The sequence below is a fragment of the Nocardioides segetis genome (assembly GCF_051390595.1).
Lineage (GTDB): Bacteria > Actinomycetota > Actinomycetes > Propionibacteriales > Nocardioidaceae > Nocardioides.
In genome coordinates, this window is the sequence record NZ_JBNINR010000009.1 from 19215 (window position 1) to 35224 (window position 16010).

14 protein-coding genes and 1 tRNA gene are annotated in these 16010 nt (G+C 70.1%); 6 read left to right on the forward strand and 9 right to left on the reverse strand.

The features are described from left to right. Positions 1-62: 62 nt before the first annotated feature. The 7 genes from pknB to ACPZVR_RS16345 form a co-directional block, all read right to left on the reverse strand. Complete coding sequence (pknB, locus tag ACPZVR_RS16315) at positions 63-1955, reverse strand: Stk1 family PASTA domain-containing Ser/Thr kinase (RefSeq protein ID WP_436700830.1); 1893 nt, start codon at positions 1953-1955, stop codon at positions 63-65. Positions 1956-2038: 83 nt separating this feature from the next. Continuing rightward, entirely contained in the window at positions 2039-3616 is a 1578-nt protein-coding gene (locus ACPZVR_RS16320) for a serine/threonine-protein kinase (protein WP_436700664.1), read from the reverse strand. 7 nt (positions 3617-3623) lie between these two features. Then, positions 3624-5156: a peptidoglycan D,D-transpeptidase FtsI family protein gene (locus ACPZVR_RS16325; protein ID WP_436700665.1), complete on the reverse strand. Its 1533-nt coding sequence runs from the start codon at positions 5154-5156 to the stop codon at positions 3624-3626. Positions 5157-5162: 6 nt separating this feature from the next. Then, on the reverse strand, positions 5163-6557 hold the full coding sequence (locus ACPZVR_RS16330) for an FtsW/RodA/SpoVE family cell cycle protein (RefSeq protein WP_436700666.1): 1395 nt from the start codon (positions 6555-6557) through the stop codon (positions 5163-5165). 17 nt (positions 6558-6574) lie between these two features. After that, entirely contained in the window at positions 6575-8059 is a 1485-nt protein-coding gene (locus tag ACPZVR_RS16335; RefSeq protein ID WP_436700667.1) for a PP2C family protein-serine/threonine phosphatase, read from the reverse strand. An 87-nt stretch (positions 8060-8146) separates the two neighbouring features. After that, positions 8147-8611, reverse strand: a complete 465-nt coding sequence (locus tag ACPZVR_RS16340; protein WP_308087793.1) for an FHA domain-containing protein FhaB/FipA — start codon at positions 8609-8611, stop codon at positions 8147-8149. Next, positions 8604-9344 carry an FHA domain-containing protein gene (locus ACPZVR_RS16345; protein ID WP_436700668.1) on the reverse strand — a complete coding sequence of 247 codons (741 nt, stop codon included), beginning with the start codon at positions 9342-9344 and terminating at the stop codon, positions 8604-8606. Before ACPZVR_RS16345 ends, ACPZVR_RS16340 begins: the two co-directional genes overlap by 8 nt. Positions 9345-9546: 202 nt before the next feature. On the opposite strand from ACPZVR_RS16345, the gene ACPZVR_RS16350 reads away from it, so the two are divergent. Both ACPZVR_RS16350 and ACPZVR_RS16355 read left to right on the forward strand, forming a co-directional pair. Beyond that, positions 9547-9630, forward strand: a tRNA-Leu gene (locus tag ACPZVR_RS16350). Between the two features lie 468 nt (positions 9631-10098). Beyond that, entirely contained in the window at positions 10099-11145 is a 1047-nt protein-coding gene (locus ACPZVR_RS16355) for a Shedu immune nuclease family protein (RefSeq protein WP_436700669.1), read from the forward strand. Between the two features lie 214 nt (positions 11146-11359). On the opposite strand, the gene ACPZVR_RS16360 is transcribed toward ACPZVR_RS16355, so the two are convergent. Next, positions 11360-12232: a nucleoside triphosphate pyrophosphohydrolase family protein gene (locus tag ACPZVR_RS16360; RefSeq protein ID WP_436700670.1), complete on the reverse strand. Its 873-nt coding sequence runs from the start codon at positions 12230-12232 to the stop codon at positions 11360-11362. A 146-nt stretch (positions 12233-12378) separates the two neighbouring features. Here ACPZVR_RS16360 and ACPZVR_RS16365 point away from each other — a divergent pair, with 146 nt between their 5' ends. The 4 genes from ACPZVR_RS16365 to ACPZVR_RS16380 are packed head-to-tail and all read left to right on the forward strand — an operon-like array spanning position 12379 to position 14868. Then, complete coding sequence (locus tag ACPZVR_RS16365; RefSeq protein WP_436700671.1) at positions 12379-12630, forward strand: acyl carrier protein; 252 nt, start codon at positions 12379-12381, stop codon at positions 12628-12630. Next, on the forward strand, positions 12627-13016 hold the full coding sequence (locus ACPZVR_RS16370) for a helix-turn-helix domain-containing protein (protein ID WP_436700672.1): 390 nt from the start codon (positions 12627-12629) through the stop codon (positions 13014-13016). Before ACPZVR_RS16365 ends, ACPZVR_RS16370 begins: the two co-directional genes overlap by 4 nt. Further along, entirely contained in the window at positions 13013-14044 is a 1032-nt protein-coding gene (locus ACPZVR_RS16375; protein WP_436700673.1) for an ImmA/IrrE family metallo-endopeptidase, read from the forward strand. The genes ACPZVR_RS16370 and ACPZVR_RS16375 overlap by 4 nt, the downstream gene beginning before the upstream one ends. Beyond that, a complete protein-coding gene (locus ACPZVR_RS16380; protein WP_436700674.1) occupies positions 14041-14868 on the forward strand; it encodes a thymidylate synthase family protein in 828 nt (275 codons plus the stop codon). Before ACPZVR_RS16375 ends, ACPZVR_RS16380 begins: the two co-directional genes overlap by 4 nt. Before the next feature lie 10 nt (positions 14869-14878). Here ACPZVR_RS16380 and ACPZVR_RS16385 read toward each other — a convergent pair whose 3' ends face one another. After that, positions 14879-15976, reverse strand: coding sequence for a nucleotide kinase domain-containing protein (locus ACPZVR_RS16385; RefSeq protein ID WP_436700675.1), 1098 nt, complete (start codon positions 15974-15976; stop codon positions 14879-14881). Between the last annotated feature and the right edge of the window lie 34 nt (positions 15977-16010).

Below are 16010 nucleotides of genomic sequence, written 5' to 3' on the forward strand. Positions count from 1 at the left end.
GGCGCGGGCGCCGGACCGCTGCGGCGCCGTGCGTCCACCGACGGGCGGGCAGCGGGTCCGCGTCAGGCGTCGCCGTCGTCCGCGTCGCCGGAGGCTCCCGGCTCGCCCGCGCCGCCCCAGCCGCCGCCCGAGCCGCCGGGCCGGACCTCGCGGCCCAGCGGGTTGAGCGGATCGGTGCCGTTGGCGACCTCCTGGCCGTCGCTGACCCCGTCGCCGTCGGTGTCCGGGTTCGTCGGGTCGGTGCCGCGGGCGGCCTCGTCGTCGTCGGGCAGGCCGTCGCCGTCGGTGTCGGTGTCGGTCGGCGGCGGGGGGGCCGGCTCGTAGACCGAGATGAAGATGACGACATTGGAGCCGGCCGCGAGGGTGCCGTCGGCGGGGATCTGCTCGGTGACCCGGCCCTTCTTCTGGCTGGCGTCGTCGGGCCGGGCGTCGCGGACCACCGGCACGAAGCCGGCCTCCTTGATCGCCCGCTCCGCGTCGGCCTGCTTCATGCCGACCACGCTCGGGACGGTCTCGGGCCCGTCGGACACGCAGAGCTCGACGGTCGCCTCGCGGTCGACCATGGTGTTGCCCGGCGGGTTCTGCTCGACGACGGTGCCCTTGTCGTCGTCGGTGTCGCACTCGCGCTCGGTGATACTGCGCCGCGCGATCCCGGCCCCGACGAGGGTGTCGATGGCCTCCTTGCGTTTGAGCTCGACGACCGACGGCAGCGAGAACTGGCCCGGTCCGAGCGAGACCACCAGGTTGACCTTCGACTCCGGAGCGACGTAGTCGTCACCCTCGGGATCCTGCTCGATGACCAGCCCGGCCTCGATCTCGTCGTCGTTGCGCACGGTGACGGTGCCGACCTCGAGGCCGGCGTCGCCGATCGCGTCGCGGGCGTCGTCCTCGCTCATCCGGATCACGCTCGGCACCCGCACCGGTGGCGGGGTGTCGTCGAAGAGCCGCGGCCACACGATGTAGGCGGTCGCGATGATCGCCGCGATGAGCAGGCCGAGCACGACCCACAGCCCGACCCGGCTGCGCCGGTCGTCGTCGCGGCTCGGCGGCAGCGGAGGCCGGACGGCGGTGGCGCCGTGGTCGCCGTGGTCGGCCGGCGCCGGGGGTCGCGGCGCGACGACGGACGTCTCGCTCGTGACCGGCGGCAGCACCGCCTGGACGGGGCGGCCGGCGAGGTAGCGCTCGATGTCGGCACGCATCTGCGCAGCCGACTGGTAGCGGTCCTCGACCCGCTTGGCCAGCGCCTTCATCACGATGGCGTCGACCTCGGGGGTGAGGTCGTCTTCGTGCCGCGACGGGGGTACGGCGGGCTCGCGGACGTGCTGGTAGGCCACGGCCACGGGCGAGTCGCCGACGAACGGCGGCCGGCCGGTGAGCAGCTCGTAGAGCAGGCAGCCGGCGGAGTAGACGTCGGAGCGGGAGTCGACGGTCTCGCCGCGGGCCTGCTCCGGGGAGAGGTACTGCGCGGTACCGACGACGGCGGCGGTCTGGGTCATCGAGGACTGCGCGTCGCTCATCGCGCGGGCGATGCCGAAGTCCATCACCTTCACGTCGCCCGACGGGGTCAGCATGACGTTGCCGGGCTTGATGTCGCGGTGGATGATCCCGGCGCGGTGGCTGTAGTCGAGTGCCGACAGCACGCCGCTGGTGATCTCCAGCGCCCGCTCGGGCAGGATCTTGCGACCCTCCCGCAGGATGTCGCGCAGGGTCCGCCCGGCGACGTACTCCATCACGATGTAGGGGACGACCTCGGTGCTGCCGTCGAGGTGGGTGGTGCGCTCCTCGCCGGTGTCGTAGACCGCGACGATCGCGGGGTGGTTGAGCGAGGCGGACGACTGCGCCTCGCGGCGGAAGCGCGCCTGGAAGGTCGCGTCGCTGGCCAGGTCGCTGCGCAGCCGCTTGACTGCGACCACCCGGCCGAGCCGGGTGTCGGTGCCCTTGCGGACCTCGGCCATGCCGCCGCGGCCGAGCAGCTCGGCGAGCTCGTAGCGACCGCCGACGACGGGGCGGGTCGCCCCGGGATCGTGCGGAGGAGTGGTCACTGGGCACCCCCGGTGAGGTCGGTGGGAGCGGTGGGCAGGGTGACCGGGTCGGTCGGCCCCGTGGGCTGGGTGGGCTGGGTGGGATCGGTGGTCGGATCCGCCGGCTCGGGTCCCCAGAAGTAGACGACGATCGCGTCGCCCACGGTGAGGGTGCCGTTGCGGGAGAACCTCGAGACGGTCCCCTCGTCACAGCCGCCGTCGTTGGCGCGGGAGTCCTGCTCCCAGGTGACCTTCAGCCCGTCGGCCTTCAGGTCGTCGACCGCACGCCGGTAGTTGCTGAAGCAGGTGTACTGCTCCTGGTCGACCTCGACCGTCTCCGGCTCCTCGGTGGTGGGCTCGTCGGTCGGCTCGTCCGTGGGCTCGGTCGGCTCGGAGTCCTCCGTGGTCGTCTCCGTCGTCGGCGTCGACCGCGTGGTCTCGGTGTCGACCGGGTCCTCGTCGCCACCGCCGAGCAGCAGGATCGCCGCGACGACCGCGATGGCCACGACCAGCAGGACCGTGATCGCGATGGGCCACGGCGAGGTGCGCTCGTCGTCGGTGTCGCCCCGGGTGGCAGCGTCGCCGTCGGAGCCCCGGTCGTCGCCGGCGTACGCCGCGGGGCTGTCGAGGCGCCGCATCGGCTCGGGTGTCGCCGTGCCGGCGGTGGGCGGGACCGGCACGGGCGGGACCACCCCGGTGAGCACCCGGGTCTGCCCGTCGTCCGGCTCGTCCGGGGTCGTCGCGGCGGCGACCTCCGGCGAGCGGAGCGCCTCGGCGAAGGCCGCGCCGTCGGCGTACCGCTCGGCGGGGTCCTTGGCGAGCGCGCGGCGGACCACGGCGGCCAGCGGCCCGGGTACGCCGGGCGGCAGCTGCGGCACCGGCTGCTGCAGGTGGGCCAGCGCGGTCGCGACCGGGGTCTCGGCCTCGAACGGGCGGCGTCCGGCGAGGCACTCGAAGGCGACGACGCCCAGGGAGTAGACGTCGGAGGCGGGCGTGGACGGGTTGCCGCGGGCCTGCTCGGGGCTGAGGTACTGCGGCGTGCCCATCACCGAGCCGGTGCGGGTGAGCGCGACCGAGTCGAGGGCGCGGGCGATGCCGAAGTCGGTGATCTTGACCGTGCGGTCCGAGGTCACCAGCAGGTTGGCGGGCTTCACGTCGCGGTGCACGATGCCGGCGCGGTGCGCGACGCCCAGCGCCTCGGACGCCTGCGCCATCAGGTCCTGGACCACAGCGGTATCGAGGGTGCGGCCGCTGGCGCGGGCGTTGGCGAGCAGCGTCGAGAGCGGCTGGCCGTCGACCAGCTCCATGACGAGGTACGGCGGCAGGTCGTCGCCGACGGCGTGCTCGCCGGCGCCGTAGTCGTAGACCCCGGCGATCCCGGGGTGGTGGAGCGCTGCGGCGCTGCGGGCCTCGCCCTCGAAGCGGCTGCGGAACATCGGGTCGTCGGCGTACTCGGGCTTGAGGACCTTGACCGCGACCGGCCGGTTCAGCCGGGTGTCGGTGCCGCGCCACACCACCCCCATGCCGCCGGTGGCGATCATGGAGTCGAGGCGATAGCGACCGGCCCGGTCGGCGTACCTGCTCTGCTCGGTCACGACGTGCTCACTTCTCCAACACCGCTTCCATCACTGCCTTCGCGATCGGACCACCGAGCTGGCCGCCCGCGATCTCGCTGCACGCCCGGTCGGGCGCCTCCTCGATCATGACTGCCACCGCCACCTGGGCGTCCTGGGCCGGCGCGAACGAGACGAACCAGGCGTACGGCGGCTTGCCGCCGGCGCTGCACAGCGTGTCGCCGCGCTGCGCGGTGCCGGTCTTGCCGGCCACGCTCACGCCGGGGATCGCGGCCGGCGACGCGGTGCCGTCGGTGACGGTGGAGACCAGCAGCTCGGTGAGCTCGCCGGCGGTCTCGGCCGACACCGCGTTCTCGTTGAGCACCTCCGGCTCGGTGGTGCGCAGCACGTTGAAGCCGGCCGTCTGCACCTTCTCGACGAGATAGGGCCGCATCAGCTTGCCCTGGTTGGCGATCGCGGCGGTGACCATGGCCATCTGCAGCGGAGTCGACTGCACGGTGTTCTGGCCGATGCCGGTCTGCGCGGTCTCGGCGAGGCTCAGCTCGCGGGTGCCGCCGCCCTCGCTGTCCGGCACGTCGACGCCGGTCGGGTAGACCGACGGGACCTGGCCCTGCAGGTCGAGCAGCGAGGTGCTGTTGAAGCCGAACGCCTCGGCCTGCTCGCGCATCTTCTCCGGGCCGACCTCGACGGCCAGCCGGGCGAAGGTGGTGTTGCACGACCACTCCATGGCCCGGGCGAAGCTGATGTTCGCGGGGCTGCACTGGCTGCGGCCGTCGTTGCCGATCTGGTGGCTGGTGCCCGGCGGCTCGTACGTCGCCCCGGCGGGGACGTCGTCGTTCGCGTGGTACTTGCCCGCCTCGATCGCGGCGGCCGCGGTCACCAGCTTGAAGGTCGAGCCGGGGAAGAGCCGGGTCCGCAGGGCGCGGTTGAGCAGCGGCTCCCGCTCGTCGGCGTCGAGCGCCTCGTAGGCCGCCGACGCCTTCGCCGCGTCGTGGGTGGCGAGCTCGTTGGGGTCGTACGACGGGTAGGACGCCATCGCGAGGACCCGCCCGGTCTTCGGCTCGATCGCCACGACCGAGCCCTCGCCGCGCGGGCCGAGGGTGTCGCGCAGCCCCTCGAACGCGGCCTTCTGCGCCTCGGCGTCCACGGTGAGCACGACGTTGCCGCCCTGCGCGGTCTCGCCCTTGAGCAGGTCGACGAGGCGGGTGACGAACAGCTGCGGGTCCTCCCCGGTGAGCACGGCGTTCTGGCTGCGCTCGATGCCGGTCTGGCTGCCGAGCTGGAGGTAGCCGGTGATCGGCGCGAACATCCGCGCGCCGGCCTCGGGGTAGACGCGGAGGTACTTGTAGCGGTCGTCGGACTTCTTGCTCTCCGCGACCGGCTTGTCGCCCACCAGGATCTGGCCGCGCTCGCGGCTGTAGGACGCCTCGGCGACGCGGGCGTTGCGCGGATCGGTGTTGTAGTCGTCGGACTTCCAGAACTGCACGTAGGTCACGTTCGCCATCAGGGCGAGGAACAGGAACATGCAGAAGATCGACACGGCGCGGATCGGCTTGTTCATCTCACATCACCGCCACTCCGGCATGACCTTGACGACCTGGGTGGCCTGCTCGTCGGGGTCTCCCGCCTCGTCGGCCGCCAGGTCGGGCAGCGGCCGGCGGGCCTGGTCGGAGATACGCAGCAGGATCGCGATGATCACCCAGTTCGCGACCAGCGAGGAGCCGCCGTAGGAGAGGAACGGTGTCGTGAGGCCGGTCAGCGGGATCAGCCGGGTGACGCCGCCGATGACGACGAAGACCTGCAGCGCGAAGACCGCGGCGAGGCCCGTCGCGACCAGCTTGCCGAAGCCGTCGCGCGAGATCAGCGCCGCGCGCAGGGCCCGCTCCACGACGAGGCCGTAGAGCAGCAGCACCGCCATCACCGCGGTGAGGCCGAGCTCCTCGCCGATCGCGGCGAGGATGAAGTCGGACTCGACGTACGGCACGCGCTGCGGCATGCCCTCGCCGAGACCGCGACCGACCAGGCCGCCCCAGGCGAAGCCGTAGAGCGCCTGCACCAGCTGGTAGCCGCTGCCGTCGGCGTCGGCGAACGGGTCGAGCCAGATCTCGACGCGGCTCTGCACGTGGCCGAAGATGCGGAACGCGACCGCCGCGCCACCGAAGAACAGCAGCGCCCCGACGACCAGCCAGCCCGGCCGCTCGGTCGCGACGTAGAGCATGACGAGGAACAGGCCGAAGAACAGCAGGCTCGAGCCGAGGTCGCGCTGCAGCACGAGGATGCCGAGGCTGACGATCCACATCATCAGGATCGGGCCCAGGTCGCGGCCGCGCGGGAGGTCGACGAACACGACCCGCCGGCCGGCGAGGGCGAGCGCGTCGCGGTGCACGACGAGGTAGCCGGCGAAGGTGATGACGAGCAGCACCTTCGCGATCTCACCGGGCTGGAAGCTGAACGGGCCGAGCGCGATCCAGATCCGGGCGCCGTTGATCTGGGTGCCGAGCCCCGGGATCATCGGCAGGATCAGCAGCGCGATGGCGGTCAGGCCCGAGGTGTAGGTGAACCGGGCGAGTAGCCGGTGGTCGGGCAGCACGATCAGGGTGCCGACGAACAGCACCACGCCGAGCGTCATCCAGGTCAGCTGCTGGCTGGCCAGGCCGGTGTCCTTGGCGAGGTCGACGCGGTGGATGATCGCCAGGCCCAGCCCGTTGAGCGCCGCCACCACGGGCAGCAGCACCGGGTCGGCGTACGGCGCGACGATGCGCACCGCGATGTGCGCGGCGACCACGAGGAGGGTCAGCCAGCCGCCGTACCCGATCAGGTTCGTGGGCACCTCCCCGTCGACGCCCAGGCCGACCGCGGCGTAGGCGCCGATGCCGACGATCAGGGCGAGGACGAGCAGGAAGAGCTCCGCGCCCCGCCGGCGGCGGTGCACGAATCCCATCAGCGCGGAGTTGGTGGCCATGGCTGGTCGTCCGCTCCTCAGGCGCCGCTCGGGGTCGAGGAGGTCGGGGCGGTCGGATCGCCGGCGCCCTGGGGCGAGGGCGAGAACGGCGACGCGGAGTCGGAGGCCGGCGGGGTCGGGTCGGTCGGCGTCGTGGGCGTCGTCGGGGTCGTCGGCGTGGTCGTGGCGTCGTCGCCGGACTGGCGGCCGTTGGCGCCGATGCGGGTGATCGCGTCGCGGGCCCGCTCGACGCTGCTGTAGATCATCGCGCCGTCGCGGACCTCCTCCTGGGTCGACTCCTGGAGGTCCGCGACCGGGAGGTCGGAGATCTCGTAGACGTGCGAGAGGCCGGGGACGTCGACGCCGCGGTAGATGACGACGAAGCCGTCGTCCTCGCCGACGTAGTACTTCTGCTGGCTCCACCAGTAGCCCGTGCCGACCGCGATCCAGCCGATGCCGAGCACGACCGCGGCCGCGAGCAGGCGGCGGGCCCAGGCATAGCGCGGCGGCGGCTGCGGCGCGTAGCGCAGCGTCTCGGGGTCGACGATCGGGTCCTCGGGGATGGCGTAGCCGACCCCCGCGGGGATCTCCGCGGTGATCGGCTCGAGCTCGCCGGTGTCGCCCGAGCGGTGCGCGCGGAACAGGTTGCGGGTACGCCGACGGCTCAGGTCGGCCGCCGCGCCGACCACCATCGGCGCGGAGGGCCCGGGCCCGGCCGGGTCGCCGGCGTCGACGACGTCGGCGACCACGCAGGTCACGTTGTCAGAGCTGCCGGCGTCGAGGCTCGCGCGGACCAGCTCGACCGAGCTGAACTCCGGCGTGCCGTCGGCCAGCAGCGCGGTGATCCGGTCGTCCTCGAGGACCCCGCACGCGCCGTCGCTGCACAGGAACAGCCGGTCGCCGGGCACCAGCTCCAGCGCGAACAGGTCCGGCTCGACGTCGTGCAGCCCGTCGAGCGCCTTGAGGATCAGGTTGCGGTGCGGGTGCACCCGCGCCTCCGCCTCGGTGATCCGGCCCTCGTCGATCAGGCTCTGCACGAACGTGTGGTCGTTGGTCAGCTGCGACAGCTCGCCGTCGCGCAGGAGATAGGCCCGCGAGTCGCCGACGTGGCCCACGGCCAGCCGCCGCCCGTCGAACAGCGCGACCGTGGCCGTCGTACTCGTGCCGTTGAGGGCGGGGTCGTGGTCGACCTGCGCTCCGATCGACACGTGCGCCTCGTGGAGCCCGTCGTTGACCCGGTCGATGACATCCGTCGCGCCCGGCGGCTCGTCGAGGCGGCGCAGCTCGCTGATCGCCGTACCGGAGGCGATGTCGCCGCGCGCCGCGCCGCCCACGCCGTCGCACACGGCGAGCAGCCACGGGCCGGAGTAGCCGGAGTCCTGGTTGTCCTTGCGCACCCGGCCGACGTCGGAGACGGCGTACCCGTCGAGCCGGAGCCGGGTCTCGCGCAGCCGGACGTCGACCGTGTCGGGGCCCGGCTCGGGCGCGGGCGCGCCCTCGGGCCCGTTCGCGGGCGGGAGCACGGGGTCCTGCGGTCGGTCCGTTGGGGGGTCGGTCGGGGGGGCGGTCGGCTGGCCGGGCGGCGGCGGGGTGCTCGGGGCGTCGGTCATCTACTTCCTCAGCTCCACGATCGTCTTCCCGATGCGGATCTGCGAGCCGAGGCCGACCGGCACCGGCTGGGTGAGCCGCTGGCTGCCGAGGTACGTGCCGTTGGTGGAGCCGAGGTCCTCGACGTACCACTGCCCGCCGGACTCGACGATCCGCGCGTGGCGGGTGGAGACGTAGTCGTCGTCGAGGCGGATGGCCGCGTCGTTGCCGCGCCCGATGAGGACCGGGGCCTGCGCGAGGTCGGCGACGATGCCGGTGTTGACGCCCTGCACGACCTCGACCCGGGTGGGCTGGCCGCGGCGCGGGCTGGCCGGCTTGGGGGCGCGCGGCTGCTTGCCGGGCGCGGCAGGGGCGGGCACGCGGGCGCCGAACATGTCGCTGCGGATCACCGAGATCGCGGACAGGACGAAGATCCACAGGATCGCCAGATACGCGATCCGGACGAGGAACAGGGTCAGCTCAGACATCTCCCACCACCTGACTCGGTTCCTGGAGCAGCCGGAGCACGAGGGACGTGTGGCCGATCTGCACCCGGGAGCCGTCGCGCAGCGTCGCGCGCGCGACCTTCTGCCCGTCGACGCGGATGCCGTTGGTCGATCCCATGTCGTGCACCTCGACGTGGACAGGACCCGCGCCCGTCGTACCGGGCTGGGTGGTGATGAGGAACTCCGCGTGGCGCCGGCTCACCCCGGGGTCGTTGATCCGCAGGTCGGCCTCGCTGCCGCGACCGACGACGAGTCCCGGCGCCTGCAGCGGGTGCTCGGTGCCGTTGACCTCGAGCACCGCCCGCGTGCGCCGGCCGGTGCCGCGCCGGCTCTGCCCGGTCACCTCCGCCTCCGCGTGGCTGCGCACCCGGAACCGTCCGGTCCCCAGGTCGTCGGCCGACTCGAACACGATCCGGATCGGGCCGGGGAAGACATAGGACTGCAGCTCGGCGTGCTCGGTCAGCTGTGTCGTCAGCTCGCTCGCCAGCGCCGAGTCGTACGGCGCCAGCCGCTCCAGGTCGCCGTCGGACAGCTCCACCACGAAGCTGTTGGGCACCAGCCGTCGCTGCCGCGACAGCACCTGGGCCTGGTTGTCGAGCTCGCGCTGCAGCGCGGCCGCCACCTCCACCGGCTGGACGGCGCTGCGGAAGGTGCGCGCGAACACGCCGGAGATCGCCTGCTCCAGGCGCTGCTCGAACCGCTGCAGTCCTCCCACGTCGCTGCCCTCCTTCCGCATGCCTCACTGGCCGGACCCGTGCCCGACGATCCCCACGATCGTATCGGTGGCGCCCTGCCCCACCCGGGACCTTCGCTCGCCCATCGCCTGCCTCCCGGCGAGCCGACCCTTCGGCGTACCCCCCGTTTTGGGTGAGGGGCGGGACTGGGATAGCCTTGGCCGGCCGTTGATTGGCGGCGACGCGCGAGTGGCGGAATAGGCAGACGCGCACGGTTCAGGTCCGTGTGTCCGAAAGGACGTGGGGGTTCAACTCCCCCCTCGCGCACGTGTGACTGGCCCCGGGTCTTGGGATCCGGGGCTTCGTCCCATTTAGGAGTCGCCCGTCGGGTGTGCCCGCGATGCTTGGTTGTCGCCGATGGCGCGGCGTGGTCCTCCTCGTGTGGGTCTGGCGTGCTCGTGTCAGTCACCTATGTCGCGGCCGAGCGCGCGGGCGATCAATCCGCGGCAGCTTTCTGGAACGAATAGAGAATCTTCGGCTGCCCGTGCACCCCTGGGGGTGCACGGGGCGGATCGGCGGTCTCAGGGCGACCACTGCCTCGTCGGGCCTGTCGATAACCTCGGGCAGACCGTTGCCCGTGGGAGCGGGGCATGACGGCCTTCTCCAGGTCGGCGAGCGCCCCTGTCCGGTAGCGGGCCGCAGAACTCACGGCGGAGTGTCCTCTCCCCGCCCCGTCGGACACGACGAACCCTTAGTGTCGCGTCGAGCAGGACTTCAGAGCCGCAGGAGATCATCGTGGACGTCGACGACTATGCAGGGCGCGACGGGATGCTCGCCTTTTACAGAGACTGCCGAGGGCTCGCAGCGGCGGGCGAGGTGGGGCAGTTAATTCATGCATTGTCGACGAAGGCAAGCCGGACCTACGAGAAGCACGAGGTCGCTCGAATCGCCGCCGGTGTCCTAGCGTCGATGGACTCGACTGGCATCGCCGCGCTAGGACGATTTCTGGAGTCGGCCGACGTTGGTGGGCTCCGGGCCAGCGCGGCGTTGAGGGCGCTCTGGCTCGCGTCGCAGGGTCAGTCGCCGGTGGAGACCGTGCTCGGCATCTCCTACCCGGTCGAGCCGGTCGCGCTCGATCTGCAAGCGCAGGCGCGCGTCGTCGTAGACGACTTCATCGCAGCAGCCTCGACGAGCGCAGAGCACTCGCGTGTGCTCGTTGCCCTCCAGCAGCAGGAGTTCGACCTGAGCAGAGACGATGCGCTGCCACCACTCACTGCGCACATCCTGAAGGTGACCCGGGAGTCTTCGATTGTCTTGACCCTTGGAGTCATCGAAGAGTGGGAGGCGCTGGTCGCGCAGGATCTGCCCGAGAAGGACTATCAGAACTTTTTGGAGAAGCACCCTGTCCTTGTCGACCCGCTCGCAGCGGAGGTGCTGAATCGCAAGCGGCTTGGGCTCGAGCTGGTCACGGACTTCGTCGTACGGCGCCACGACTACCGCTACGTCGTCGTAGAGATCGAGAAGCCCCAGGACCGGATCTTTACTCAGGCTGATGACTTCGCTGCGCCATTCACTCATGCCATGGGTCAGATCCTCGACTTTCAAGGCTGGGTCGCGGAGAACGTCGCCTATGCCCAGAAGCACCTGCCGGGGATCGAGAACCCGCACGGGGTCCTCATCATGGGGCGCCGGAGCGAGGTGACCCACGACCAGGAAGCCAAGTTGCGACGGTGGCTTCACAACAGCAAGAACATCGAGGTCCTCACCTTCGATGACCTCAGCGTGCGTGCTCGCGCGCTCCACACCAGTCTCCGGGGCGCCGTCACCCCGCCTGCAACCTGATGGGCCGCGTACTGCTGGCGTGATCGAGACGCCTGCATGCACGCGTGTCGAGCTCGACGGGTCAGTCCCGCTCGTTTGGCCTTGCGCCGCGGCCACCGGGCCGTTTCTGTGGCTGCGGGCGGCGGAATGACCGGGCTTGCCAGCGAGATGCTGGCTGACTCAGTCACGTGCGGCCAGCCTGTGGCTCAGGCACTCCCTGTCGTCGGCGCGGGACTCACGGTGTGTGCCCGGGCGCCTCGAACGAGAGGGTGCGCTGGTCGCCGTCGAAGTGCACTCGACCTCCGTGGTGAGCTACGAGCAGCCGGAAGACGTGGAAACCCTGAAGGATTGCCGACTCCCAGTTGGCTTGGCTTCGGACTCCCACCTCGAGTTGGCCGGTGACCATCTGGATGGTGTCGAGCAGGCTCTGGTCGAGGCGGTTGATGTTCTCGAGCATGTTGTGTTGGGAGGCATAGCCGAAGACGATGGCAGCGATGCCTTCCTCGATGACGATGGCGCGGCCACCGTCCTCGTTCTCATCAGTGACTCGGTCGCTCTTCCGCTTCCTCTTCAGGATCGACCGTGTGACCGGCGACCAGCCAAGGATGACGGCATAACTGAGATGGAAGATGTCGTGGAACCGGTACCCGTCGTCGACGTAGGAGGCGTCGGTCAACTGGTCGCCGACCTTCTCGCCGTCAAGGAACAGGTCGACTGCCGGACGACCGGACGCGGAAGTAGTGGGCACGAATTCGTAGATCCCCGACCGCGGAAGCTGCTCGGCGTCGGGCCAACTCGCGTCGAGCGCGGCACTGCTGGAGGGCAGCCACCGGTCAGTCGTCTTCTCCAGGTTTGCCTGGGCGATCTCGTCGAGGTCCAAGTCGAGGTGGCGCGCGATCGCGGCGACATACCAGAGAACGTCGCCGAGCTCTTCCCGCATCCTGGGCCGCCACCACGTGTGTGAGCCGCCGTCACGGAGCGACTTCTTGTACTCCGATGCGACTGAGCCGGCTTCGCCAGCCAGGCCGAGGAGGTGAACGACGATGTCAGCCGGGTCTGGCTTCTGGTCGGTGCGTAGCGCCCGGTCCTGGAACTCTCTGAACTCCATGAACGAGATCCTCCTTCTTTTTCGGCGACCTGTCTGGTTTTCCGACATGTGTGCTGTAGGATAGACCGACAAGTATGTCGGTAAATCCGACTAGCTCGGTGACAGGAGGCATCGTGAGGATTCCTACGCAGCACGCGATTGAGGACGTGATCATCGAGCTGCTGGCCGAAGACGGTGGGGTCAATCCCGCCGACCTGCGCCGGCAGCTGGAAGAGCAGGGGCCCGGCCTACCGATCGACTCGCTCCTGGCAGTGGAGGTGTTGGTGCGTGTTGAGCAGCGGTTCGGCGTGCAGCTGGACGCGAACCCGGCTACGGCTGAGGCGATGCAGTCGGTGGTCGCGTTCGCCGCGACGGTCCGTAGCGCCATCGTCGCGCTTCCTTCGGAGGCCGCCCAGTGAGCACTCCTGATGCAGATATTGACGAGGAGTGGCGGGCGCTGGGGGCTCGGCTGCGGGACATTCGCGAGTATCTTGGCATCTCTCAGCAGAACGTCGCGGCGGCGACCGGCATCCCCCGCACGGCCGTGTCGGACATCGAGCGGGGCCAGCGCAAGGTCGACAGCCTTGAGCTGCGCAAGCTGTCGAAGCTCTACCGGTACCCGGTCAGTTACCTGCTGGGCGAGTCGGGTGTCGACGAAGACGAGGCCGCTCCCGTGTCCGCGTTGGCGCGCGTGTTCGACGACCTCACCGACCAGGACCGTCAGGAAGTCCTGCGGTTCGCCGAGTACCTCCGGTTCAGCGCGCAGGTGGACAAGCCCGCCCGCCGCGGAGGCGGCTCCTCGTGAAGGTCGTGGTGTTGCGCCCAGTGCCGACTGTTCCCGAGGTCGATACTCGGGATGCGCCGGTTGTCGGACGCATCGGGGGTAGAGGGCGAATGGGATCCTGGCAGCAGGCGAACAAAGTCGCGAACGTTGCCGCCGCGCGCGCTCACGGCGCCCTCGAGGTCGACCTGTCGGCTCCGCGCGTGGACGTAGAGGCCGCTGTCGGTCGGGCCGACCTGGACTTGTTCTGGCGACCGATGCCGCGCCTGTTCGGCCTCTACGTCAGTGAGCCGGACGCGGCGGTCGGCATCCTCGTCAACAGCGGCCTTCCGCGGGGAGCTCGTCGACACACAGTGGCCCACGAGCTTGGCCATCATCTGCTGCGCCACTCCACAACTGTCGATGATGGCAGCACCATCGACATCGGCGGCGCTGTCGACCCGCTCCCAGAGAACGGGGCACCGCGGCGCTGGACCGACCAGGAGATGGGCGCCGAAGCGTTCGCTGCGTGGTTTCTCATGCCACGTCGTGTCGTCGCGGCCGCGCTGCGGCTCCTCAGCCGTGACCGGCCCGAGTCTGCGCTGGACGTGTACCGACTGTCGGTCATCCTAGGGACGTCGTACGCGACCACGCTGAGGCACCTGCCGAACTTGAAACTGGCATCTCCTCGCGACACGAACGCGTGGCTGAAGGTGCCGCCTGGCCGACTCAAGGCGCGGCTCGACCGGGGCGTGGAGCCGCCGGCCGATCGTCGTCGTGACGTTCTCGTCGTAGGCGCGCCACTGAGTGGCGTTCCGGTGCACGCCGAGACCGGCGACCGGTTGGTGATTCCGGGCGTCACACCGTCTCAGGTGCATGCACCGGAATGGCTTGCCGTCGCCGGGACCACCGCTGGGGCCTATTTCGCCGACGGCGTCGTCCTTGACGTCGTCGACCTGGCAGAGCCGCACACCGGGCTGCTGACCGTTGAGGCCGGAGCTGGCTGGACCCTGGCGGTTGAGGCCGGGCCGCAGCCTGTCGGACGTCAGCCGAGAACGAGGAGCGACCGATGAGCCGCGTCGCGCCGGGGCTCGTTGTCGCCGGCAATCTGTCGCAGGCGTGGCTGGAGACAACCAAAGACGTGCAGGAGCAGGGCGGGAAGGCGTTCCATACGTTGACGCGCATCGAGAACCCGCTGGCAGAAGACGCGTCCATTCGCGACGGGTATGACGCTCTTCTCCAGGCTCTGCGGATGCAGTCGGCCGAGACTGTCGCCCATACGATCTTTCCGAGCGGGCCGGCTGCCGAATCGGACTCGCCGGACGCTCTTGTCGCCAGATACCTCAACTCGTACCCAACCCTTCGACGGTTCGGTCCGAACAAAAAGGGCACTTACTTCGGCCGCATCGTCGCCTACCCGAGCCCGACCGGCGACCTGGACCAGCTGACGCCGCTGATCCGCAAGCTCGCACAGGAACTGGAGACGCCAGGGCCGATGAGTGCGCGCTACGAGGTGGGCATCGAAGCCGCCCACGACAGGCATGACGACGACACTGCGCATGACGGTGACCACCAGGAGGACCCAGGCGTAGCCGAGGTGGCTGTGCCAATCTTTGCGCCGCACAAGGACACCGGGCGGCGTGCGTTTCCGTGCCTGTCGCTGCTGTCGTTCCAGCTCGACGCTGGACAGGTGCATCTGCTCGCTCAGTACCGCTACGAGTATCTGGTGGAGAAGGGGTACGGCAACTACCTCGGGTTGGCGCGGCTGTTGGAGTACGTCGCGGCATCCGTAGACCTAACCCCGGGGCAGCTGACGGTGACAGCCGGCCGCATCCAGACCGACGCACCAAACCGCGCTCTCGCCGATCACCTCGGCGATGCGTGGAGTCACGCCTGACCGCACACCGTCAGCGGTCGAAGCGTGCGGGAGGTGGCTGCACCGCGACGAGCGGTGACCGGCGAGCGAAGGCGGCGGGATTCTCGTCGTTGATGCCCCACTTCGGGGGGAACCAGGCCGTCGGCGGCTGGTCCACGGCGGTGAACCTCTGCTTGATGCGCGACCGGCCGCTGATACCGGCGACGTCCGGATGAGCGACACGAGCGTACTTGTCGACCTCGCAGAACAGGTTCTGGCAGTCGATGAGTTGCAGCGGGCGGCCCCGCAGTCCGCCGAAGTCGAGGCCGAGCCGCTCGAAGTGCATGTCCTGGGTGTCCGCCATATAGCGGATCAGGTCAGCTTCGATGCCGGCGGCCTGAGGGCCGAAGCACTTGCGGAGCCCATCGCGCGCGCCCGGCCCTGCCACAACGAAGTCCATCTCGTCGAAGTCGAGCACCTCGGAGTAGTTCAGATCGATGAGGAACTGGAACGCCAGGAAGTCGCCCATGCCCGGGAAGGCGCGCAGCGTCTCGAACGCCTGCTGCATGGTGGCCGACTCCTGCAGGTGGCCGGGCAAGTCGCTGCTCATCATGTGGGCGAGGAGCAGCAGGTGGTTTGTGTGCTTACGGACAGCTCCGAACTTGGGCGGAGGGATGACGTACGCGGCCGAGTACAGCCGCTGTCCGGAGGCGATCGCTCGCCCGAGGACGGTGTCGTAGGCAGCGTGGTCGAACTCAGCCCAGGTCAGCTGACCTAGCTCGGATGTCAGGAGTTCCCACGTCGAGACCTTGTTGAACATCTTAAAGAGCAGCGCGCGGAAGACGACCTCGGTCGGGTCGGCATCGCCCGCGTAGAGGACCTCGGAGATCAGGTATTGGCTGACGCGGTCAGCGGCCCGGAAGCAGTTGGTAAACCGGTGAGCTTGAAGAATCGGGTCGTCCGTCCACGGCCCAGGCCTCCCGGTCAGGCGGGCTTCGTAGACGGCTTGCCGCCGAGCGGCGAACTCCCAATACGTATCGAACACGACCGTCGGCGACACCCGACGGCCCGCGATGACGACCTCGGCCGGCCGGTCCGTCGGAGCATCGGTGAGAGGCGGCCGAGCCGTGAGCACCTGCGCTTGCGACATCTGCTTCTCCTTTGATGTTGCGAACCGCGTGACC